Source organism: Clostridium paraputrificum AGR2156 (genome assembly GCF_000424025.1).
GTDB classification, from domain to species: Bacteria; Bacillota; Clostridia; order Clostridiales; family Clostridiaceae; genus Clostridium; species Clostridium paraputrificum.
The window spans coordinates 234,457-257,667 of sequence record NZ_KE384122.1; the positions used below are offsets into that span (position 1 = coordinate 234,457).

The window sequence follows — 23,211 nt, forward strand, 5'->3', positions numbered from 1 at the left end:
GTGAATAGAATTAGTAAGTTTATTGCAGATCATGCTAAATCAGTCATAGTAGTTTCATTACTTTTATTAATCCCATCAGTGATAGGTTTCATAAATACAAGAGTAAATTATGACTTATTAAGTTATTTACCTCAGAACTTAGATTCAACAAAGGGAGAGGACATCTTGGACAAAACTTATTCCGATGCGTCAATAGGTATTGTAATAGTAGAAGGAATGGAGAATAAAGATATTAACATTTTAAAAGATAAAATTGAAGAGGTGGATGGTGTTACTACAACGTTAGGCTTAACAGATGTGTTAGATGAAAGTATCCCTAAGGATATTTTACCTGATGAGATAAAAAATCAACTTTATAATGAAGATTCAACAATGTTTGTTATAAAATTTGATGGGGCACCAGGATCCGATTCAACTATAAATGGTATTTCTAAAGTAAAGAAAATATTAAATAAGCAATGTTTTCTTAGTGGAATGTCTGCAATTATGGAGGATACAAAAGAGCTTGCCGAACATGAAGCTCCATTTTACGTTTTAATTGCAGTGGCATTATCAATTGTAGTTTTATTAATTTCAATGGAATCTACAGTTGTACCAATTATATTCTTAGTTTCAATAGGGATAGGTATTGTATATAATTTAGGCACTAACTTATTTCTAGGTGAAATATCTTATATAACTAAAGCACTAGCAGCAGTACTTCAATTAGGGGTAACTATGGATTACTCTATATTCTTGATGCATAGATATGATGAAGAAAGAGGTAAGTGGAGTACTAAAGAGGAGGCCATGACTCAAGCTATAAAAGCAACAATGACTTCTATATCAGGAAGTTCCCTTACAACAATAGCTGGATTCTTAGCTCTTTGTACAATGGACTTAGCATTGGGTAAAGATATAGGTCTTGTTATGGCAAAAGGGGTTGTAATTGGTGTAATATGTGCAATTACAATATTACCTGCATTTGTTTTGGTTTTCGATAAAGCAATTCATAAATTCAAGCATAAAACAATAATTCCAGAGTTTAAAAAGGTATCAACCTTAGTAACAAAGCATTATAAAGCATTTATAGTAGCATTTCTTGTAATAATGCTTCCAGCATTTTTTGGACAAGCAAATGCAAAGGTATATTATAACCTAGATGAAACATTAAAACCTGATATGTCTTCAATAGTTGCTCTTAACAAGATGAAGGATAATTTTAATATGACATCTACACATTTTATAATAGTTAAAGATGATATTAAGAGTTATAAGATGAAAGAGATGACAGATAGAATAGAAAATTTAGAAGGTGTAACTACAGTATTATCCTATGATAAATTTATTGGACCTAATGTTCCAGAAGATTTTATTCCAAGAGATATAAAAGAAATATTTAAACAAGGTGGATATAATCTTTTGTTAGTTAATTCAGAGTATAAATCTGCATCAGACGAACTTAACAATCAAATTATAGAGATGACAGATATAGTTAAGAGCTATGATAAAGATGCAATGGTAACAGGAGAAGGTGCATTAACTAAAGATTTAACTACAATTGCAGATCAAGATTTTAAGAATGTATCAGTTGCATCTATAGCAGCTATATTTGTAATTATTTTAATTGTATTTAAATCAGTGTCAATACCAGTTTTACTAGTTTCTGCAATAGAATTTGCAATATTTATAAATATGGGTATTCCATACTACACAGGAACAGTTATTCCATTTGTAGCCAGTATAGTAATAGGAACTATTCAATTAGGGGCTACAGTTGACTATGCTATTTTATTAACTTCTAGATTTAGGGAAGAAATCAGAAATGGATATGAAAAGAAAGAAGCAATGAGAATAGCAGTCCAAGAGTCAGCGAAGTCTATAGTAACAAGTGGATTAACATTTTTTGGAGCTACAGGTGGTGTAGCATTAGTATCTGATATGGCATTAATTAAGAGCTTATGCTTCTTAATGGCTAGGGGAGCAATTATTAGTATGATGGTTATAATATTTGTTTTACCTGCACTGTTATTAGTAAGTGAAGGCATTATTAATAAGACAACAAAAGGTTGGAAAATTAATAAACTTGACTCTATAGAGCCAAAGAAAGTTGCTATGTAGGGAGGAATTAAATATGAGAAAAGCAATGTCTAAGAAGGTTGTTGCATTAGTAGTGGCAGCAACAATAATGAGTACAACAGTAGTACCAGCAGTAGAAATAAAAAAGGATGAGTCTGTATTTGTAAATTTAAGTTCAGATGGAAAATTAGAAAAGAGTACAGTATCTAATTGGATACATTCAAGCGAGTCAAATTTAGAAGTTAAAGATAAATCTTCTTTAAGTGATATAAAAAATGTAAAGACTGATGATGAACCAGTTAAAGATGGTGAAAATTTAACTTGGAAGGTAGAGGGCAGTGATATATATTATCAAGGAAAAACTGACAAAGAGTTACCCTTAGATGTAAGTATAAAGTATTCATTAGATGGAGAAGAAATTAAAGCAGAAGATTTAGCAGGAAAAACAGGTAGGGTTAAAATTGAACTAGAAATAAAGAATAAGATTTATAAAGAGACAAGCATAAATGGTAAAACTAGAAAGATATATACACCTTTTACAACAGCATCTTCTATTATATTGCCAGTAGATAAGTTTAAGAATGTTAAAAGTGATGGTGGTGTAACAATTTCTGAAGGAAATAATAATATAATTGGCTTTGTTGCATTTCCAGGTTTACAAGAAAGTCTAGGAATAGATAATCTAGATATTGGAGTAGATTTAAAGGATAAATTAGTTGTAGAAGCAGATGTAGATAATTTTGAAATGGGTCCAATAATGATAACTGCAACACCTGAACTACCAGATTTAAGCGCACTAGACAAGGCTAACTCTATTGATGAGTTAAAAGATTCCTTGAATCAATTAAAGGATGGTAGTGATAAGTTATTAGATGGAACTGGAAAGTTAAAAGATGGAATAGACCTAGCAAAGACAAAACTTATTTCAGCTAGTAATTTGTTGAAAACTCAAAGCTTACAAGAGAAGATGTCTTTAATAACTAATGAAGATAAGACTGAAAGAGCTAGAAAATTAATAAAGGATGCATATTTTGCTAAAGATATAGATTTTCATCAAGCAAATGTGTTGATTTCTATGTTAGATGCTGAAAATGTTAATAAAGCTATGACCTTAATGGAAGACTATCAAAGGCTTGCAACTAAAGAAAATAAGGAACTATTATCATCCACTTTAAATATGATAGAAGATTTAGAAAAGGATAATAATTTTACTAGATTAATGTCAGATATAATTAAGACAAAAGATGGATATGATAGCATTGACAAAACTACAAAGATAAAGTTACAACAACTTTTATCTCAAGTAAATCCTACAAATATAAAGGCTGTACAAGGATTACTAGTAGATGTTAATGTTGCTAAAACAGCTACATCTCCTATTATAGAAGAGATAAGTAGAGAGATAAAGAGCGCAGGTGGAACATCAAATTACCTTTATGGGTTAAATAAGAATTTAAAAACAGCATCATCACTTATAGATAGTTCTAGCAAATTAGAAAGCTTGCAAGGAGATATGACAGCATATGCATCATCTTATATGATCCTAAAAGCTCAGCTAGCAGCCGCTGCATCACAAGGTGGAGAAACAGGATTTGCCCAAAAGAAAGAGGAATTAAAGTATATGATTAATGCTGTATATTCTCAAAGTAGTACAGAAGCTGCAAAATCATTAATTAACTATATTGATAGTTTAAATATATCTTCTGTAAGTTCTAATGCTTTAGCACAAGATGGGGCAAAAATTAATGAATATAATTCAACACTACCGTCTCTTGTTCAGGGAGTAAAGTCTATGGAGAATATGAAACCATTAATAGATACTGCAAGTAATGTACTTTCAAATCAAGAGAATGTTAATGCTCTAGGTAAATTCTTTAATGATATTAATGACCCAACAACTCAAGGACTAATTAAGTCCTTCGGGGAGGGAATAATGAGCTTATCGGATGAAGATTTGTCTGCAATAGGAGAAACATTAAATAATATAAATAATTTAGCAAAGGATTTGGAAACCAATAAGTCTAATATTGAAAATATAACTGCATTAGTAAGTGGATTAAGTAATAATACTGAATTAAAAAATAATCTGGTTAAGTTTAAAGCTGATATAGAAAGCTCTAGTGAATTGATTTCAGAATTAGAGGGACTATTAAAAGATACAAAGCCTAGCGATGTTGAAAAAATTAGAAGCTTATCTTCACAATTAATGTCTATGCAAAATGATTTAAAAAATAGTGAGGATATATTAAGAATTACTAATGATGCATTAAGGAGTGGTAATGTATTTCAAGCAAGAAATTTAATTTCTGCACTACCATCACTAGAAAAAGGAATAAGTGAATTATCTACAGGAAGTAAAGAATTAAGTGATGGAATGAAGACTTTCCATGATGATGGAATAAATAAGTTATATACAGAAGGTAATAATACTATATCTTCAATAGATGATGTAATTGCAGCAAAGGATGAATTGGTTAAAGCTTCAAAAGAATTTTCTTCATTTACAGGTAAGGGAGAAGAGATGGATGGAAGTGTTAAGTTCATTATGAAGACAGATGAAGTAAAGATAGAAGATAAAGCAAAAGAAGAAAAAAAGGAAGTTAAGGAAGAAAAGAAGGGCTTTTTTGCATGGCTTAAGAGCTTAATATTTGGGGAGGATTAGTAAAAAAGAAGTTCGCAAAGCGAACTTCTTTTTTTGCTATTTTTTAGTACCATCCTGTTTAAATAAAGAACCAATTCTTGGAGTACCATCAAATAATCCTATTATAAATAAGGTATGAAAGAAACCACCTGTTAATGTGATTTCACTTATAAATTTACTTAATACTGTAGCATCAGTAGCTTCAACTTTAAGATTATATATGCCAGGAGATAGTAGATAATATCCTGTTGTCTCTAAATATTCAACACCATTGAATAGAGTATCACCATTTGGTAAAGATAATGTTAGTAGAGGTGAATCAGGTGATAAATTAATGAACCTTAAATAAGATTCATTAGCCGAACTTGTTGGAGTACCATCTTTTAGTTTTAATAATTGCAATGTACTTTCGAGTAATACAACGCAAAGTGTTGATGTTGAATTAGGCTCTATATCTATGGTTTCAGTATATATAGGATTGTCATAGGTACCTGCTTTATATATTTGAATTTCGTTATTTCCAGGATTAATATTGTAATATTGAGTTATATTGCTGAAACCTATATTCATAGCAATTGGGTTACCATTGCTATAAATATCAATATTATTTGCACCAGGTGCAGCGTGCAACAATCTAATTGTAGAGGTTATTCTAGGAAGAAATTCATTAAACATAATCATAACCTTTCACCTACTTTTTACAATAACGCATTGTTATTTTTATAATACGTCTTACTATTAATTTAGCTATTGGTGAGGGAATATTATAGGCTTCAAGTAAAGATAATATTCCTGGACAGTCATTTTCAATTTCTTTATATAGCTTATTAATATCATCATCTTTACAACATCTAATTAAATCAATATCTTCATCAACGTCTAAATTCAAGCTTCTTAGTAACTCAGCTGGATTTTTAACGTTAGCGTTAGTGGTGGTATTGTTATTAATATTATTAGTAGATGTATTAGGTGTAGTATTTGATGTATTAGTAGTATTTAGGTTTGCGTTATTGTAAGAATACAAAGTATCTGAACTAGTATCACCAGGATACTGAATACTTAAATCCTTGTTTTGAGGAGAGTTAGGGCTATTAATAAGATTTGGTGTATAGCCTGAATTATTAGTATAACTTGGGTTAGTACCAGTACCTTGACTTTGTGAATTCATGGTGTTCATATTATTAGCATTATAGTTTGAAGAAGGTAATCCACCAGCATAGCTATTAGTACTAGTACCTTGATTTGATGTGTTTGTATTATTCATAGTACTGTTGTCAGTGCTATTATATGGTGGATTATTATAGCCCATGCCACTTGGGTTAGTATTAATTCCTTGGTTACTAGGAGTATTGGTATTGTTTTTAGATTGATTATTGTTGTAATTAGCAGATAGTGGTTCACCATAGCCCATGCTACTTGGATTAGTATTAATTCCTTGATTACTAGGAATATTTGGATTGTAAGTATTATTAGCATTGAAGTTAGCAGATAGTGGTTCACCATAGCCCATGCTGCTAGGATTGGTATCTATTGCTTGACTAGGTAATTGCCATGTGTTAATAGGAGTATTATATCCCATATTATTCTGATTAGGATATAAATTAGGTTGCTGTGTTTGCTGGTTCATATTTGGATTAACTCCCAATTTAGGAAGATTTAACTGAGAATTCATTTGAGGTGTCATAATCATACTATTAGGAATATTATTAACTGATGAGCCATCAAACAAATTCTGAGGAGTCCATCCAATTAGTGGGGAAGGTGAAGTAAAAGGTATAAAGTTTAGGTCATCGTCTGATTTTCTATAACTGGATGGCATATATTTTTCATCAGGTTTCATTTCTTACCTCCAAAAGAATGTTTAATATAATTATATGACTTAAAAAGTCACTTGTTACCTTAAATATTATGAGTTTGTAACCTTTCATAGAACAGAGAACCTAAATATAGATTTTTGAATAAGATATAGTGGAGGAGATGCATATGAATGAAAAAGTGGTTAACTTTCATGATATATTAATGGGAGTAGACGCTAAGGTGGAAATCTTAGGAGGGGTTAAGATTAGGGCGGTAAATTTTGATAATGCAGCGACAACTCCGCCATTTAAATGTGTTTTAGATTCTATTATTAATTTAAGTGAGTATTATGGGTCCATAGGCAGAGGTGCAGGACAAAAAGCTGAGGTTACAACTAGGATATATAGCAAAACTAGAGAATACCTATTGGATTTTTTTAATATAAAAGATAAAGAAAGGTATACGGTAATATATGTAAGTAATGCAACAGATGGTATTAATACTTTGGCAAGAGTTTTAATTAAAGATAAAAATGATGTTGTTATATCTACAAGAATGGAGCATCACTCTAACGATTTACCATGGAGAAGACAGTGTAAGGTAGACTACATTGAAGTAGATGAACGTGGTAGGTTGAAAATTAATGAGTTAGAAGAAAAGCTTATAAAATATAAGGGTAGAGTAAAGTATGTTACAGTAACTGGAGCTTCAAACGTAACAGGATATATAAATGATATTCATAAAATTGCACAAATTGTCCATAAATATAAAGCAAAAATAATAGTTGATGGAGCACAATTAGTTCCTCATATTAGGGTGGATATGAGTGGAAAAGAGAAAGATGAAAGTATCGATTTTTTAGTTTTTTCAGGTCATAAATTATATGCACCATTTGGTTCTGGTGTAATTGTTGGATTGAAGGATGAGTTTGAAGAAAAAGTTCCAGATAATGAAGGCGGAGGGACTGTAAATATAGTATTAGATAATTCTATAGAATATTTATCTCCCCCAGAAAAAGATGAAGCAGGGTCTCCAAATTATTTTGGAGTAGTAGCAATTACAAAAGCGTTAGAAGAACTTGATAAGATTGGTTTTGATAATATAAAGAACCATGAAATTCAGCTAAGAGATAAGTTGATATGTGGATTGTGCTCTATACCAAGAGTTAAGACCTATGGGGATATAGTAAATAGGGAAGATCGACTGGGTATTGGGGTATTTAATATAGATTCCATATATCATCAAAAGGTTGCAGAGAAACTAGCAAAACATTATGGTATATCAGTAAGACAAGGTTGGTTCTGTGCGCATCCTTATTGTAGAAGACTAATGAATATAAGTGAAAAAGATACTTTGATGTTAATGAATAATAAAGGAATGCCAGGAATGATAAGAGCAAGTTTTGGAATATATAATGATATTAGTGAAGTTGATTATTTTTTAAATGCAGTAGAAGATATTTCTATGAAAAAATAGAAACTAAAACTTTTTTGGGGGAGGGTTATGACAAGGAAATGTGAGAGGTGTTCGTATGATATTAGTATCACCCAGATATTAGAACAAGAAAAAGTTAATGAGATCATATGTCCTAACTGTGGTAGGAAACTAGTGGCTACAGATTTAAGTAAATTTGTAACTCTAAGCTTTTTTTTGATGATTTCTGTAATCTTTTGGATACTCCCCTTAAAAAGTATAATTAAATTATGTATTCAAATTATATGGGCTATAATTTCGGCATATTACTTGCCGGTGTTTTTATATATTTATAAAGAAAAAGAAGAAGAGGATTGATAAATCCTCTTCAAATTATATGTGGTATTTATTTAGTAAAAACTTTATACTGTGGAACATTGTTAGTTCTGTATAAAGTAGGAACACCATTTAATAAAGGCATAAAGTACTCATAAGCTTCTTCTGTTACTCCATTACCTTTTTCATTTATCCATTCTTTAGGGAAGTATTTAACATTGTTAGCTATTTTATTTGCTTCTACTAAAAAGAAAGAAGTTGAGTAAGGAGAATTGCTTTCTCTCTTTATTGCTACCATGTACCCATTATGTCCATCAGCAGCATATTTTAAAGCTTCATATCCAGCATTAAATGCTTCATCAATATCTATTTGAGATGCACAGTGCATTGCACATCTTTGTAGAACTCCTAATTCTAAAGCTTTAACTCTTGTTGTTATTCCAGCATCAAGTATTAATTGTCTTAAGTGTTGTCCAACTCCACCAAGTTGAGAGTGACCAAAATTATCTTGAGAAATTACGTTCATTTCTGATAAAAATCTTCCATCCTCTGTTTTTAGACCTTCAGAAGCAACTATAAATACTTGATTTTGTTCCTTAAACTTCGCTCTTACATCACATAAGAAGTCTTCAACATTAAAAGCTTTTTCTGGAAGATAAATAAAATCTGCTACAGGTTTACCGTTATATCTAGCTGTACAAGCAGAAGCTGCTAGCCATCCAGTATCTCTACCCATAGTTTCAACTATAAATATACCATTATTTATGTATACAGAAGAATCTAAATATGTTTCTAAAACAGCTGTAGAAATAAAGTTTGCTGCACTACCAAATCCAGGAGTATGGTCGGTATACATTAAATCATTATCTATTGTTTTAGGAATACCTATAAAGTTTATATCTAGTCCATTTTCTTTAGCGTATTTTCCAAGTTTAGCTGTAGTATCCATAGAATCATTTCCGCCAACATAAAAAAAGGCTTTTATATCTAAACTCTTTAAAATATCTAAAAGTCTGTCGTATTCCTCAGTAGATTCCTCTATGTTTTTCATCTTATATCTACAAGAACCTAATCCAGAAGATGGAGTAAGTCTAAATGTATCTATATCTTCAGAAGATATTTGGGATAAATCAATAATGTTTTTATTTAAAATTCCTTCAATTCCGTTTAATCCACCATAAACTTTATCGAATATCTTGAATTCTTCGTTAGCTCTAATTAATCCAACAACACTAGAATTAATTACAGAGGTAGGTCCACCTGATTGGGCTATAATACAATTTGGCATATTAACTCTCCTTATATCTATAAATTTATACTAATACCTTTAAATGTGATATACTATTTGATAAAACATCTACTCTATTTAATACTATACAATAAAAAGTAGTAATAATAAAGACTTTTTAAAATTTTTTGCATAATAAGTTATGTGTGAAACTATTTATAGAATGTATAGATAAAATTATGGAGTTGAAGAAATGAGTGTTTTTGGAGTTTTTGTAATAGGAATAGCTTTAGCTATGGATGCCTTTGGTATTAGTATAGGAATAGGAGTTAACTCAATAATAACTAGGAAAAAGAAAATAGGATATATATTGTCTTTTGGTTTTTTTCAATTTTTATTCACTTTGATAGGAGGAGGAATGGGATATTATTTTGATACATATATATTGCCTATTCCTTCTGTACTTGGAGGAATTATTGTAGGTGCTATTGGTATACTAATGATAATGGATGGAGTTAAAGAAAAGGAAAATTCTCTTTTGGTAAAAAATAGTATGGTAGTGATACTTGGTATCTCGGTAAGTATTGACGCTTTGATAATTGGTTTTACTACATTCCATCAGTTAGGAAGCTTGCTTGTACTACTTATAGACTCTGTTCTTATTGGATTAATAACATTATTTTTTTGTACAATTGCATTTTTCTCATGTAGATATTTAAGAAAAATAAGCTTTATTTCAAAGTATGCAAACTTCTTAGGTGGTATAGCATTAATATTATTTGCTATAAAGATGATATTTTTTTAAATAAAAAAATATATTCATATGATATAATATAATAAATATACTAATTATTCTTGAATCGTAGGTGAGATGATGAATTTTGATGGCTTTTTAAAGAGTAAGGAACTAAAGGTTACTAAAGGTAGAATAGCAATTTTAAAAGTTTTATATGAGGCAGATAGAAGCTTAAGTGTAGAAAATATATTAGAAGAATGTAAGAAATTTGGTGTAGATATTAACTTAAGTACTGTTTATAGAGGGGTAGAAGCCTTTGAGGAAAAGGGAATTATAGACAAGTTTTCATTAAATGATGGAAGATTTTCATATAGAATTAAAGGAGATGAACATAAGCATTTACTTCAATGTAGTGTTTGTCATAAAGAGATTGAAGTTCCATGTCCTATGAAACAAATAGAAGAGTTAGTTCAAAGCGAAACAGGATTTACATTAACAGAGCATAACTTAATTATGAAAGGTGTATGCGAGGAATGTAAAAGGCATAAGTAAGTATGAAACCGCAAAGGCGGTTTCTTTTGCTGTATAGCAAAATATAAAATTCTAATTAATAGAAATAAAAGGTATTAATACAATTTCATGTTAAAAAAATATAGCGAATTAAAAAAACAGAAACTGTTAATTAGTTCCTGTTTTATCAATGGTCCAATCATATTTTCCGTCAGGTAAGTCGATTATATGAGAGTTTATAGAAACTATATCATTATCAATCCATTCTATATTAGCATCTCTAATATGATAATCACTATATATAGTTTTAGATTTTTTATTATCTACAAATAAAATACACTTTACACTAAAATCTGTTGTAGCTCCATTATCAACTAAATAGGCCTCAACTTTATATTTATTATCAGGGGAAAAGGATTCTGATAATAACTCTTCATTTTGAGGAAACATTTTAGAGGTAGTTGATATTAATTCATATAATGCAAATATGATAAGTGATATTAATATACATAAAGATACTAGTGTACCAATAAGAATTTTTTTCTTGGATTTTTTTACTTCTTGATCTGTTAAAAAGTCTTCGTTAAAGTAGTCATTCATATATATTCACCTCAATAAGAATATAACATATTTTTACATAAATTGGAATAGAAAAAGACTACTTCAAAGTAGCCTTATTTTTTTAATTATCATTTCTTTTTAATATTAAGGTAATTACTAAAACTATTACTGATGTTAATGCAATAGTACCTCCAGGTGCACTGTTGAAATAATAGGAGAAAACTAATCCAAGCAGTATATCAACTAATCCAAATAATACTGATAGAGTTAAAGTTTTATTAAAATTCTTTTTTAGTTGCATAGATGTAGCAACTGGCACAACAATAATTGATGAAATAACTAGTATACCCATTATTCTTATAGAAAGAGAAATTGTTGCACCTACTAGAATAGTAAATAAGTAATTAATAAACTTAACGTTAATACCAGCAGTTTTTGCACCTTCTTCATCAAAGGTAATGTAAATAAGTTTATTATAAATCACTCTAAGTATTAATAGACAAATAATACCGGCTGTAGCTATAATAAGTAAATCACTTTTTGAAACAGTTAGTATACTACCAAATAAATATGAATTAACATTAGCATTTGCTTTTCCTGTGCTAATTAAAATTATTGCTATACCTAAACTTAAGGTTAAGACTATTGACATAACTAGTTCAGCATATTTTTTATAATATCCTCTTAGGAATTCAATTATAACTGCACAAATAGTAGTGAATAAAAATGCTGATATAATTGGATTTACGCCAAAAACTAGCCCAATAGCAACTCCAGCAAAGGATGAATGTGATAGGGTGTCACCTATCATTGAATTACGTCTAAGTACTATAAATAAACCTATGATTGGACATAAAACTGAAACAACTACTCCCGCCATAAAGGCATTTCTCATGAAATTAAATTCAAACATAATTAAGCCCCCGGAAGTGTATAGTTTTCCCTAAAATCTTTATTAGATTGAAGTGTTAACTTTCCATTGTTTATTGTTAATATATGTGTAGAATATTTTAAAGCTATGTCCATATTATGTTCAATTGAAATTATAGTTGTCCCTTGTTCTTTATTTATTTTACTTAAAAGAGAGTAGATTTCTTGTTGATTTTTAACATCAACACCTGTAGAAGGCTCATCTAAGATTATTAAATCTGGATTACCTATAAGAGCTCTTGCTATAAAAACTCTTTGCTGTTGTCCACCTGATAGGTTACCAATTAAGTTTTCCTTAAACTTTAGCATATTAACCTTTTCTAAAACATCAATAGAAGATGATTTAGGATCTAGTTTTAATGATTTTGCGTGTATTTTTAATATTTCATAAATTGAAATGGGAAATTGTGAATTAAATCCATCTAATCTTTGAGGTACATATGCAATATTATCTGTATCTACAGTTATTGACCCAGATATAGGGGTTAGTAGTCCTAGTATTAGTTTTATTAGTGTAGTTTTGCAGCTCCCGTTTTCTCCTACTATAGAAAGATATACACCTTTAGGAATATCTAGGTTTACATTCTTTAATAACGGAGGAGTATTCTTGTTGTAAGCAAAACTCAAATTATTAATTTTTATCAAGTTATCAGCTCCCATAATATCCTTTCTTAACAAAATAATAGACCAATATGCTATATATTATGCATTATTGGTCTATAAATACGCATAAATTGGATTAACTAACCCTATTATACACCTATTTGCGAACTATTTGCAAATACTAACTAAGAGTATTTAATGGGGTTGTGCTCTCTAAATCCCAAGAATCTAGAGAGTCCTTCCTAAACATACCTTCAACAGCACTTTTTTCATGTGGTTCTTCTTTTGAAAGACCATAAGCTTTGACTATTGCTGTAGTATCATCAGAGAAAACCAAAGTCATATTTTGTACTCTCAGCAGTCCGTCATCTGCTTTCTTTGAAGTAAGATAGTGTTCAACGGCATATCCAAGGTCTTTACATTTATTTTTTATGTAAAGTTTATAACCTATAAAGAATCCAACTCCAATAACTAATACACCACATATTAATAAGGATATTCTTCTTTTTCTTCTTTGTTTTTTTAATCTAGCTACTCTTGATATATTATTTTTTCTTGCTTTTTGTTGTCTTTCCATAAATAACCCTCCTAATTGTTGGATAAGAAAATATTACCATATTTTTACAAATGATGAAATAAGAAATGTTTTTCAATATTTAACAATTATTTTGAGTATCTTTTAAAAAAGTTGGATTTTTATCATATTTTTATTGGTACTATTGCCTAATTTGACTAATAAACTCTATAATAAAGGAAGATAATATAATGTAAGCAAAATTGAAAGGAAGAAATTATATGGATTTTTCAAGTTTAGTTTTAATGGAGAAAGACAAGAAAACAGGATTTATAACTAAAGAGCTTGGAAGCTTTGAAGTTAATGAAGGTGCTTTATATGTTAAAAAGCTATTTGTTCTAGATAATGAGGTGAATTTATATTTTGATACAAATAAAGATGTTGAGGAATGGGAATACTCAGCAATATATGATCTTTTTAATATAAAAAGATTTGAAGAAGAAGGTTTTAGAATAGAAGAGGAATTAGATGAATATAATCCAACGTTTATTCTTAAGTTCCCTTATAAGGAAGAACATTTAGAAATGAAAGATGTATTAGATAAAGTTGTAGAATTAATCAATGAAGAAATGGAAAAAGTATTTTTAGCCATAGAAGGCAAGGAAGAAGAATACATATAAAAGGTAATATATGAAGGGAGGGAGCCTTTAATTTAAGGCGAAAATATGGAAGATAATAAAGTTGTAAAGAAAAGAGAAGAGATAAACTTAGAAGATAAGTGGAAATTAGAAAAAATTTATGCAAATGAGGATGCTTGGGAAAAGGATTTTAATATCTTAAAGAAGGAAAGTCCAAAGCTAAGAGAGTTTGCTGGAAAATTAAATGATAAAGAAGAAATTCTTAAATATCTAGAGCTAAATGAAAAAGTATCAAGACTTGGAGAAACATTATATGTTTATGCCCATATGAAATCAGATGAAGATACTTCAAACCAAAAGTATCAATCATATATGAATAAAATTGATGCTTTTATGGCTGAGTTTGCAAGTTATGGAGCTTTCTTTGTGCCAGAGATACTTGCATTACCAGATGAATTTATTAAAGATCTTATAAAGAATGATGAAAGATTCAAGCTTTATGAGTTTATGTTAATGGATATTTTAAAGGAAAAGCCACATATATTAACTAAGGAAATGGAAGAATTACTTGCATTAGCATCTGATTGTTTAGATGCACCATCAAGCATACATAATATGCTTACTAATGCAGATATGACTTTTGGAAACATAAAGGATGAAGATGGAGATGAAGTAGAGCTTACAGAAGGAAATTACTCAAGTTTTATAAAGAGTAAGGATAGAAGTGTTAGAGAAGCTGCATTTAAAAGATTGTTTGGTGAATATAAGAAGTTTGATAACACGTTAGCTACTACATTAACTTCATCAGTTAAGAGTTTTAACTTTAGTGCAAGGGTAAGAAAGTATGAATCACCAATTGAAGCATCACTTTCTCCTAATGATATTCCAGTGTCAGTTTATGAGAATGCAATTAAGACTATTAATGATAATTTAAGTTCTCTTCATAGATATGTAAAGATAAAGAAAAAACTTTTAGGTTTAGAACAAATGCATATGTATGATTTATATGTACCAATAATTGAAGTAGAGAAAGAGAAGATATCATTTGATGAAGGTGTTAAGCTTGCTAATGAAGGTCTTAAACCACTTGGAGAAGAATATTTAAATCTATTTAATGAAGGTATTAATAGTGGTTGGATTGATAAATATGAAAATAAGGGTAAAAGAGGTGGAGCTTATTCTTGGGGTGGATATGACACCATGCCATATGTACTACTAAATTACCATAACGAATTAAATGATGTTTCAACTCTTGTACATGAAATGGGACACTCATTACATTCATATTATTCAAGAAAAACTCAACCATATTACTATGCCGGGTATACTTTATTCTGTGCAGAAGTTGCATCAACAACAAATGAAGCACTTCTAATTCATTATTTAATTGAAAAAGAACAAGACAAGAAAAAGAAGCTTTATTTAATAAACCAAGAATTAGAACAAATTAGAACTACTGTATTTAGACAATTAATGTTTGCAGAATTTGAACTATATACACATAATGCATTAAATGCAGGGGAAGCTTTAACAGCTGCAGATTATTCAGCAAAATGGCATGAGTTAAATGCTAATTACTTTGGACCAGATATGGTAGTTGATGAAGATATAGATATGGAATGGGCAAGAATACCTCATTTCTATTCAGACTTCTATGTATATCAATATGCTACTGGATATGCAGCAGCATCAGCATTTGCAAATGCTATTTTAGAAGGCAAAGAAAATGCAGTAGAAAAATATAAAGGATTTTTAAAAGCTGGTGGAAGCAAGTATCCAATAGATATTTTAAAGGATGCAGGAGTTGATATGACAACATCAGAGCCCCTTGAAGCTACAATTCATAGATTTAATGAATTGTTAGATATGTTAGAGGAGTTTTAATTAGAAAATTTTAATGATATAAAAAGGGGCTCTTATAGAGTTCCTTTTTTATTATTATTTGTTATTAAGATATATTCACAATATTAGGAAGGATGATTTTATGAATATTTGTATTGTTGGATCGGGAAATATAGGTACATATTTAGCTACTTATATATCAATGAAAGAAGGAAATAAGGTATGGCTTCATACATCTAAGCCAGAAGTTTTTAAGGAAGAAATAACTTTAGTAGAAGAGGAAAAAAATTTAAGACATAATGTTAAGGTACATTCCATAACATCAAGTTATGAAGAGGCAGTTAAAAATGCAGATTATGTATTAATAACATATCCATCTTTTATGATAGAAGAAACACTGAAAAAAATAATTCCATATTTAAAGGAAGGAACTGTAGTTGGAGTTATACCAGGATTTGGAGGTAAGGAATATTTAATAGATGAATTACTAGAGAAAGATTGTATTTTCTTTGGAAGTCAAAGAGTACCTTCAATTATTAGATTAGAAAAGTACGGTGAGTGTGTTCTATTAAAGCAAAAAAATGAATTTATGAAGTTAAGAGTTATACCAAGCAAGTATTCTGAAAAGGTATGTGAGATTATGACAAGCTTTATTGATATTCCATGTTTACCTTTAAATAATTACTTAGCTATAACATTATCACCATCAAATCCAACAATGCATCCATCAAGATTATATGAATTATTTAATGATTATGTTGAAGGAGAAAAGGTATATCCAAGAAATCCATATTTTTATGAAGAGTGGGGGACTTTAGCTTCTCAAACATTATTAGATTTAGATGATGAATTAACAGAAATTTTTAATTCATTAAATTATAATAATGAGTTTTATGAAGAAGATATGGAAAAAATAAAGAAGAGATATGGAATATCTATAGCTGAAGAATTGTCTAAAAAAATAAATACAGCTCCAGGATTTCAAGGAATAGATTCACCAATGGTAAAGGTAGAAGGAGGGTTTATTCCAGACAAAAATTCTAGATATTTTGTTGAAGATATTCAGTTTGGCCTTTGCATAATTAAAGCCTTTGCTGAACTGTGTGATGTTAAAACTCCAACTGTTGATAAGGTAATTGAATGGGGACAAAAGTTAGTAGGAAAAGAATATTTAGTTAATGGACGTCTTAATGGAAGAGATAAAGGTGAGTTAATGATACCACAAGCCAAGGGGATAAAAACTAAAGAAGAGTTAATAAAATACTATAAAAACTTATAAAATAAAAACTAATAACACAGCTTGCAGATTATAAATGTGAGCTTTGTTATATTAAAACTTTTTTAAGATTTCAAATATGAATTGTAATTTTTAAATTTTGACAATATAATTAAAGCTAGTGACAAATTTTAAAATATGTAAAAATAGTAGTAACGGAGGAATTAAAAGGTGTTCATTATTAATTTTATAAGAGGCTTTTGTATGGCACTAGCTGATAGTGTTCCAGGGGTTTCAGGTGGTACTATAGCATTTATATTAGGATTTTATGATAAGTTTATTAATTCATTAAATTCTTTAGTTTCAACAAAAAGTAATAAGGAAGAAAAATTAGAGTCATTAAAGTTCTTAATAAAGATAGGTATCGGATGGGCTGTAGGTATGGTACTAGCAGTGCTATTTATATCATCAGTGTTTACAACACATATTTATAAAATAAGTTCTTTATTTTTAGGGTTTATAATTTTCTCTCTACCATTAATATTTAGAGAGGAAAAGTCAGAAATAGTAGGTAAGTACAAGAATATAATTTTTGCAGTAATAGGTATTTTAGTAGTTGCTGCGATAACATATTTTAATCCAGCAACAAGTGGTGGAACTGGTACAAATCTTTCATTAGACAATTTAAATATTGGGTTAATAGCGTATGTATTTGTAGTTGGAGCTATAGCAATTTGTGCTATGATATTACCTGGTATATCAGGTTCAACACTATTATTAATATTTGGAATATATGCTCCAATTATGACAGCTGTAAAAAGTGTTATTAAATTTGATTTTAGCTATTTACCAATAGTTATAGTTTTTGGGCTAGGAGTAATTACAGGTATAGTAAGTATTATAAGGCTTCTTAGATATTTATTAGCAAACCATAGATCGAAGGTAATATATACAATTATTGGGTTAATGATTGGGTCATTATATGCAGTTGTTATGGGACCAACTACCTTAGAAATTCCTGAAGCTCCAATGGGATTTGGGGAGTTTAGTATTTTATTCTTTTTATTAGGAGGAGCACTAATACTTGGTTTAGAAAAGTTAAAGAAAGTTTTAGATAAGGGTCAAGAATAATAAAGGGGTGTTACAAAATTATTGATAATCTTGTAGCACCTCTTTAGTTTAATAATAAGGCAGGAGAAGTAGATGAACATAGCAGAAATATATAATGAATATAATAATTTAAATAATATATTAGTTATTTATGTAGAAGATTTAGCTAAAAAAGAGTTTGAAAGTGAAGATGAAGAAACAGTAATTAATATGTTGTCATCTTTTAAGAGTAATTTAGAGTATCTGTTTGATAAATGCAATGCTATAGAAGCTGATGATGATAATATAAAAGATTTGAAATATTTTTTATTTGATGCACTTTTATTTACAAGAGATGTAATAGCATTTTACAAAGTTAAAGAATTTACAAGAATAAAGATGAGAATAACTAATTATGTAGCTAAAAAAAGAAGAGCAGAAATGTTTCAAAGATAGAACGTAATATATAATAAATTATGAGAAACTGTTAAGGCAGTTTCTTTTTTTCATTACCTTTAGTATGAGTGGGGGGATGTTTGTTTTGATGTGACTTAGATCGCAGTGACGGAACAAGCAAAATAAATATCTACCCAACTTCTTTCATATAATCAATTAATGGTAAAATAATAATGAGAATTTATATAGGAGGATACTATGGGGATAATTGATAAGTTAAAAAAGAGGAAAATTATTAAGGAAGAAGTAAAAGGGGAGGAAAATATAAAAGAAGAAACAATAGAGTGCTATGATGCTTATGGAAGAAAGATAGTTATCTCTAAGAGTGAATGGAAAACTAAAATATTACCTGATCAATTAAAGAAATATAAAAATGATGATAATGCACTATACAATATAATACTATCATCTATAAATGATGGATTTATAGATGAAGTAGTTGAGTCTGCTGAACATTTAAAAGAAATAGATAGGATAAAGGAAAGAGGATATACTATTTTAGCTATAGTATATATGAAGTTATTACAATATGATAAATCTGAGAAGGTATTACTTGAGTATATAGATAAGTATGGGAAGACAGGGACTATACTTACTAACTTAGCAAAAGTATATTATGGACAAGGGCATGAAGATAAGGGGTTAAATACTTTATGGGAAGGTATATATTTAGATCCTAATCAAACTAATGGATTAATGTGGCTTAAAGCTCTTTATAATGAAAAAGAAGGTAAGGAAGCTGAAATTAAAGTCTTAGATAAGGTGAGTAAGGTAAGTGGAAGTTGGTTTCCTCAGGTGCTAATTGGGAAAATGTACTTAGATAATAAAGAAATAGATAAAGCATTAAAGGAATATGAGAGCATAATGGAAATAGTAAAGGATAATGGGTATGCCCTTTCTATGATTTCTGGTGATTTGGGAGCTTCTGGATATGCAGATATTATGGTTAGAATGATGTCTCCCATATATAAATTAGATATTCAAGGTATTGATTTAGGAATGAATTTGCTAAGAGGTTATTTAGTTACAAAAGATATTGAAAATGGGGAAAAACTTTTAAGCACACTTTTAAAGCTAGAAAGACCTGATTTAAAGAATTATCTTATGAATATATATAATGAATTTGAAAAAATGAAGGGGGAATCAACTGGAGAAGAGTTAGGTGAAATATCTATATCTTTGCCAACATATGATTCTCCTTTATGGTATTACTCTTTAGGAGAACCAACTTGGTTACTTCCTAAAAAATCTCAAGATTGCAAAAAGGTTATAGTTTTAGCTTATGCAAATGAAGGGATAAAAGAGGAAAGTAAAGGTCATATTCAAAGAGAAGAGTCAATAGGAAGGTTAACAAGAGCTCTTCCATTTTATTTAGGAGAAAAAATACAGCATGAAATAGAGTTATTATTAAATGTTATAATACCTACAATAAAAGATGTGGGACCAATAGTATCAAGAAAAGTATATGAAGATGATTATATAAAAGATTTATTGGTTAAACGTAATGGGGATTATATGGTTACAGGCGGAATAAGAGAAGAAGAGGATTCTATTTATATAGAGAGTTATATTTATGATAAGTTTGATAATAAGCTTAAAATAAGCAAGAATTTAAACAAAATAAGTTTTGGTAGTGAATTTAATGAAATGATTAAAGAGATAATAGATAGCTTAAAAGTTGAATTAGTGTATTGTGGGGAGTATTATAAAACTCCAAAAGATAATTTAGTTAGCCTATATATACAATCCTTAGCTCAATTATTAAGCCAAAGCTTAGTGAAAAATGAATACTGTAAGAAGGATTCCTTATGGGGGGAAAGAAATATACTAAACTGGTATTTGAATATAGCAGTTGAAAATAGAGATTATCCACACTTTAAGCTTATTCTACTTTCTGGTATAGCTGCTGCTAAGGAATATGGTTCTTCAATATACTTAGAACTAAAAAATGAAGTTTTAACTCTATTTAAGGAGAAGGATGAGCTTGGATTGTCAGAGAAAATGATGCCATTAGTATATAAAATATATGATATGGCTACAGAATTTGAAGATTGCAGAAAAGATCTCATATTAAAGAATAGTAATGATAGTGAGTATACAAAATGGCTACAGAAATTATAACAATATAGAAAAGCAGTAGATATATTAAAATTGAGAAGAGGAAATATCAAAGTATATAAAATAAAAATTCAATAAACTTAATGTATATGATATAATATCTAAAGATTTTCATATTCATAAGGAGGATTTTTATGTTTAGTAAGGAAGAACTTTTGGTTATAGAAGATGCTTTAAAAATTGCAGATAATGAATATATGAGATTATTAGAAGAGAATAGAAATAATAAAAATAGGATGGTAGCTTATAATAGAAAGCAAAAAAGTCTTTGGTTAGTTCAAAATAAGTTAAAGAAGATATTACAAGAAAATAGAGAAAAGTAGTTAGAAATAAAAAAGTTTCTAACTATTTTTTTATGTATTGGAAAGTATAAAATTTAAATTAGCTATAAATCAAAGGTATTATTAGAATCTTATATTAAAAAAAATAAATTAAGGATAATAATTTTATTTTTTCCTTACCTTTAGCATAGGTGGGATATATATTTGTTTTGATGTGACTTGGAGCTTTGTGACGGAATAAGCAAAATAAATATCCACCACACTTTTTTTGTTTTCGAGGAAAAAAGATGAAAATTAATTAAAAGAATTGAAAAGAAAGAAATATAAGGTTAAAGCTTTTTCTTTCTCAATGTGAAAGTAAAATTCTCACTGGATTGATTTTGACTTTCTTTGACTTTAAGCGCATAATAATACTTGTAGAAAGGATTTAAGGAGGTTGTTAAGTATGTTTGGATTAGTACCTTTTAAAACAGATGATGTAAAGAAAAGAAGCGAGTCATTAGAAGATTTCATTACAGAATTTTTTAAGGATGACCATGTTGGAAATATGAACATGGGAATTAAGTTTAAGGCAGACATTAGGGAAACAGCCACTAGCTATATACTAGAAGCAGAATTACCAGGAGTAAAGAAGAAAGACATTACTCTAGAATATAAGGATGGTTACTTAATTGTTGGAGGAAAGCGTGAAGAAGCCAATGAAGAAAGTAAAGATAGCTATATAAGAAGGGAAAGGCATTATGGTGAATTTACTAGAAACTTTTATATAGTAAATGTTGATGAAGAACAGATTTGTGCAGAGTTTAAAGAAGGGGTATTAAAAGTTACAATGCCAAAAGAAAAGATAGAGAATTCTAAAAAGATAGAAATAAAATAATTAGGAGTGATATTTTATGTTTGGATTAATACCTTTTAAGATGAATAGAGTATATAAAGAAGATGTCTTTGATAACTTTTTATCAGAATTCTTTAATGATGACTTTTTTGATATGAGCAATATTAACGGTAGCTTTAAGGCAGATATAAGAGAAACAGATAATGAATATCTTGTAGAAGCAGAGCTTCCAGGAGTGAAAAAAGAAGATATAGAATTAGATTATGAAAATAATAATTTAATTATATCTGCTAAGAGAGATGAGTTTGTAGAAGATAACAATAATAATTTTATAAGAAAAGAAAGACATTACGGAAATTTTTTAAGGAGTTTTTATGTAGAAAATGTTGATAGGGAAGGAATTCAAGGTAGGTTTAAAGACGGATTACTTCAAATAATAATGCCTAAAATAGAAAGAAAAACAAATAGAAATAAGAGAATTAATATTCAATAATATAAGGGATGTAGTATAATCTACATCCCTTATATTATTTATAGGTTGTGTGAGTTGAAGGTTCATCTTCTCCGAAAGGACTTTTTTGATGAGCCTTATTATTTATTTCTTTAGAATAGTTTGGTGAAGTAGGATCAGCTTTAGTTTTTTTATGTTTACAACCATAATTACATGACATATTGATTCCTCCTATTTATTATGAGATAACTTAGATCTCTTAGTGTATTTTTTGCCATTAGCATGAGCTCCTATTTTCTTACCCTTTTCTATACCTATTTCAGCTCCTGCTTCAGAATACATTTTTCTAAGTTCAGCATTAGATTTAGGACGATCTTTAAGCCTATTTTTATTATTATCCATAAAACTTCCTCCTAGAACATCTAAAAGTTTGTACACTAATAGCTTATCCATTCTTAAAAGAAATATTATAATATTAAAACGAAAGTACCTATGGTAATAAGTAGTCCACCTATTAAAGTTTTAGCTGTTATAGCTTCTTTTAGGATTACAAAAGCTAAAACCATGCTAATAACAACACTAAATTTATCTATAGGTACAACTTTTGAAGCTTCTCCTAATTGAAGTGCTTTATAATAAAATAACCAAGATAAACCTGTTGCTATTCCAGATAATATTAAAAATATCCATCCTTTAGTTGTAATATTGCTAATTCCATATTGTTGACCTGTAAGGAAAACTAGTCCCCAAGCCATAATAAGTACAACAATTGTACGAATTGCAGTGGCTAAATTAGAATTTACACCATCAATACCTATTTTAGCTAGAATGGAGGTTAATGCTGCAAAAAGGGCAGATAATAAAGCAAAAACTATCCACATTTTATTTCCTCCTTTTATAGAAGATATCTTTAACATAAAAACATCCCTTTCTATATATAACTATAGTTTATTATAGT

General features: G+C 29.1%; 24 protein-coding genes. 14 read left to right on the plus strand and 10 right to left on the minus strand.

Annotated elements, in window-relative coordinates:
* Entirely contained in the window at positions 1 to 2,100 is a 2,100-nt protein-coding gene (locus G594_RS0115885) for an efflux RND transporter permease subunit (RefSeq protein WP_027099440.1), read from the plus strand.
* 13 nt (positions 2,101 to 2,113) lie between these two features.
* The gene (locus tag G594_RS0115890) at positions 2,114 to 4,720 is read left to right on the plus strand and encodes a hypothetical protein (protein WP_027099441.1); all 2,607 of its coding nucleotides are present in this window, start codon (positions 2,114 to 2,116) and stop codon (positions 4,718 to 4,720) included.
* 36 nt (positions 4,721 to 4,756) lie between these two features.
* Here the strand turns inward: G594_RS0115890 and G594_RS0115895 are convergent, their stop codons facing one another.
* Both G594_RS0115895 and G594_RS19785 read right to left on the minus strand, forming a co-directional pair.
* Positions 4,757 to 5,380 (minus strand): DUF4397 domain-containing protein, encoded by a 624-nt coding sequence (locus G594_RS0115895; RefSeq protein WP_027099442.1) that lies wholly within the window; start codon positions 5,378 to 5,380, stop codon positions 4,757 to 4,759.
* Positions 5,381 to 5,390: 10 nt separating this feature from the next.
* On the minus strand, positions 5,391 to 6,539 hold the full coding sequence (locus tag G594_RS19785; RefSeq protein ID WP_051196062.1) for a hypothetical protein: 1,149 nt from the start codon (positions 6,537 to 6,539) through the stop codon (positions 5,391 to 5,393).
* Between the two features lie 137 nt (positions 6,540 to 6,676).
* Here G594_RS19785 and G594_RS0115905 point away from each other — a divergent pair, with 137 nt between their 5' ends.
* Positions 6,677 to 7,972 (plus strand): aminotransferase class V-fold PLP-dependent enzyme, encoded by a 1,296-nt coding sequence (locus G594_RS0115905; RefSeq protein WP_027099443.1) that lies wholly within the window; start codon positions 6,677 to 6,679, stop codon positions 7,970 to 7,972.
* Between the two features lie 343 nt (positions 7,973 to 8,315).
* Here the strand turns inward: G594_RS0115905 and G594_RS0115915 are convergent, their stop codons facing one another.
* The gene (locus G594_RS0115915) at positions 8,316 to 9,533 is read right to left on the minus strand and encodes a 6-phosphofructokinase (RefSeq protein ID WP_027099445.1); all 1,218 of its coding nucleotides are present in this window, start codon (positions 9,531 to 9,533) and stop codon (positions 8,316 to 8,318) included.
* A gap of 193 nt (positions 9,534 to 9,726) precedes the next feature.
* Here G594_RS0115915 and G594_RS0115920 point away from each other — a divergent pair, with 193 nt between their 5' ends.
* On the plus strand, positions 9,727 to 10,278 hold the full coding sequence (locus G594_RS0115920; protein WP_027099446.1) for a manganese efflux pump MntP: 552 nt from the start codon (positions 9,727 to 9,729) through the stop codon (positions 10,276 to 10,278).
* 69 nt (positions 10,279 to 10,347) lie between these two features.
* Positions 10,348 to 10,761 (plus strand): Fur family transcriptional regulator, encoded by a 414-nt coding sequence (locus G594_RS0115925; protein ID WP_027099447.1) that lies wholly within the window; start codon positions 10,348 to 10,350, stop codon positions 10,759 to 10,761.
* Positions 10,762 to 10,887: 126 nt separating this feature from the next.
* Here the strand turns inward: G594_RS0115925 and G594_RS19790 are convergent, their stop codons facing one another.
* The 4 genes from G594_RS19790 to G594_RS0115945 form a co-directional block, all read right to left on the minus strand.
* On the minus strand, positions 10,888 to 11,319 hold the full coding sequence (locus G594_RS19790) for a DUF5412 family protein (RefSeq protein ID WP_051196063.1): 432 nt from the start codon (positions 11,317 to 11,319) through the stop codon (positions 10,888 to 10,890).
* An 82-nt stretch (positions 11,320 to 11,401) separates the two neighbouring features.
* The gene (locus tag G594_RS0115935) at positions 11,402 to 12,193 is read right to left on the minus strand and encodes a metal ABC transporter permease (protein ID WP_027099448.1); all 792 of its coding nucleotides are present in this window, start codon (positions 12,191 to 12,193) and stop codon (positions 11,402 to 11,404) included.
* 2 nt (positions 12,194 to 12,195) lie between these two features.
* A complete protein-coding gene (locus G594_RS0115940; protein ID WP_027099449.1) occupies positions 12,196 to 12,855 on the minus strand; it encodes a metal ABC transporter ATP-binding protein in 660 nt (219 codons plus the stop codon).
* Positions 12,856 to 12,994: 139 nt separating this feature from the next.
* The gene (locus G594_RS0115945; RefSeq protein ID WP_034866987.1) at positions 12,995 to 13,390 is read right to left on the minus strand and encodes a hypothetical protein; all 396 of its coding nucleotides are present in this window, start codon (positions 13,388 to 13,390) and stop codon (positions 12,995 to 12,997) included.
* 218 nt (positions 13,391 to 13,608) lie between these two features.
* Here G594_RS0115945 and G594_RS0115950 point away from each other — a divergent pair, with 218 nt between their 5' ends.
* The 9 genes from G594_RS0115950 (at position 13,609) to G594_RS0115990 (ending at position 22,295) form a co-directional block, all read left to right on the plus strand.
* The gene (locus G594_RS0115950; protein WP_027099451.1) at positions 13,609 to 14,007 is read left to right on the plus strand and encodes a DUF6762 family protein; all 399 of its coding nucleotides are present in this window, start codon (positions 13,609 to 13,611) and stop codon (positions 14,005 to 14,007) included.
* Positions 14,008 to 14,052: 45 nt separating this feature from the next.
* The gene (pepF, locus tag G594_RS0115955) at positions 14,053 to 15,849 is read left to right on the plus strand and encodes an oligoendopeptidase F (protein WP_027099452.1); all 1,797 of its coding nucleotides are present in this window, start codon (positions 14,053 to 14,055) and stop codon (positions 15,847 to 15,849) included.
* Between the two features lie 100 nt (positions 15,850 to 15,949).
* Entirely contained in the window at positions 15,950 to 17,086 is a 1,137-nt protein-coding gene (locus G594_RS0115960; RefSeq protein ID WP_027099453.1) for an NAD/NADP octopine/nopaline dehydrogenase family protein, read from the plus strand.
* A 168-nt stretch (positions 17,087 to 17,254) separates the two neighbouring features.
* Positions 17,255 to 18,154, plus strand: coding sequence for a DUF368 domain-containing protein (locus G594_RS0115965; RefSeq protein WP_027099454.1), 900 nt, complete (start codon positions 17,255 to 17,257; stop codon positions 18,152 to 18,154).
* A gap of 72 nt (positions 18,155 to 18,226) precedes the next feature.
* Positions 18,227 to 18,568: a hypothetical protein gene (locus G594_RS0115970; RefSeq protein ID WP_027099455.1), complete on the plus strand. Its 342-nt coding sequence runs from the start codon at positions 18,227 to 18,229 to the stop codon at positions 18,566 to 18,568.
* Positions 18,569 to 18,766: 198 nt separating this feature from the next.
* Positions 18,767 to 20,689 (plus strand): tetratricopeptide repeat protein, encoded by a 1,923-nt coding sequence (locus G594_RS0115975; RefSeq protein ID WP_027099456.1) that lies wholly within the window; start codon positions 18,767 to 18,769, stop codon positions 20,687 to 20,689.
* Between the two features lie 131 nt (positions 20,690 to 20,820).
* On the plus strand, positions 20,821 to 21,009 hold the full coding sequence (locus tag G594_RS0115980) for a hypothetical protein (protein WP_027099457.1): 189 nt from the start codon (positions 20,821 to 20,823) through the stop codon (positions 21,007 to 21,009).
* 403 nt (positions 21,010 to 21,412) lie between these two features.
* Positions 21,413 to 21,844: an Hsp20/alpha crystallin family protein gene (locus G594_RS0115985; protein ID WP_027099458.1), complete on the plus strand. Its 432-nt coding sequence runs from the start codon at positions 21,413 to 21,415 to the stop codon at positions 21,842 to 21,844.
* 16 nt (positions 21,845 to 21,860) lie between these two features.
* Entirely contained in the window at positions 21,861 to 22,295 is a 435-nt protein-coding gene (locus G594_RS0115990; RefSeq protein ID WP_027099459.1) for an Hsp20/alpha crystallin family protein, read from the plus strand.
* A gap of 34 nt (positions 22,296 to 22,329) precedes the next feature.
* Here the strand turns inward: G594_RS0115990 and G594_RS20400 are convergent, their stop codons facing one another.
* The 3 genes from G594_RS20400 to G594_RS0116005 all read right to left on the minus strand — a co-directional run bounded on the left by G594_RS20400 (position 22,330) and on the right by G594_RS0116005 (position 23,134).
* On the minus strand, positions 22,330 to 22,473 hold the full coding sequence (locus G594_RS20400) for a hypothetical protein (protein ID WP_167539571.1): 144 nt from the start codon (positions 22,471 to 22,473) through the stop codon (positions 22,330 to 22,332).
* An 11-nt stretch (positions 22,474 to 22,484) separates the two neighbouring features.
* Positions 22,485 to 22,655 (minus strand): hypothetical protein, encoded by a 171-nt coding sequence (locus tag G594_RS20220; protein WP_099313761.1) that lies wholly within the window; start codon positions 22,653 to 22,655, stop codon positions 22,485 to 22,487.
* A gap of 65 nt (positions 22,656 to 22,720) precedes the next feature.
* Positions 22,721 to 23,134 carry an EamA family transporter gene (locus G594_RS0116005; RefSeq protein WP_027099460.1) on the minus strand — a complete coding sequence of 138 codons (414 nt, stop codon included), beginning with the start codon at positions 23,132 to 23,134 and terminating at the stop codon, positions 22,721 to 22,723.
* Positions 23,135 to 23,211: the final 77 nt, after the last annotated feature.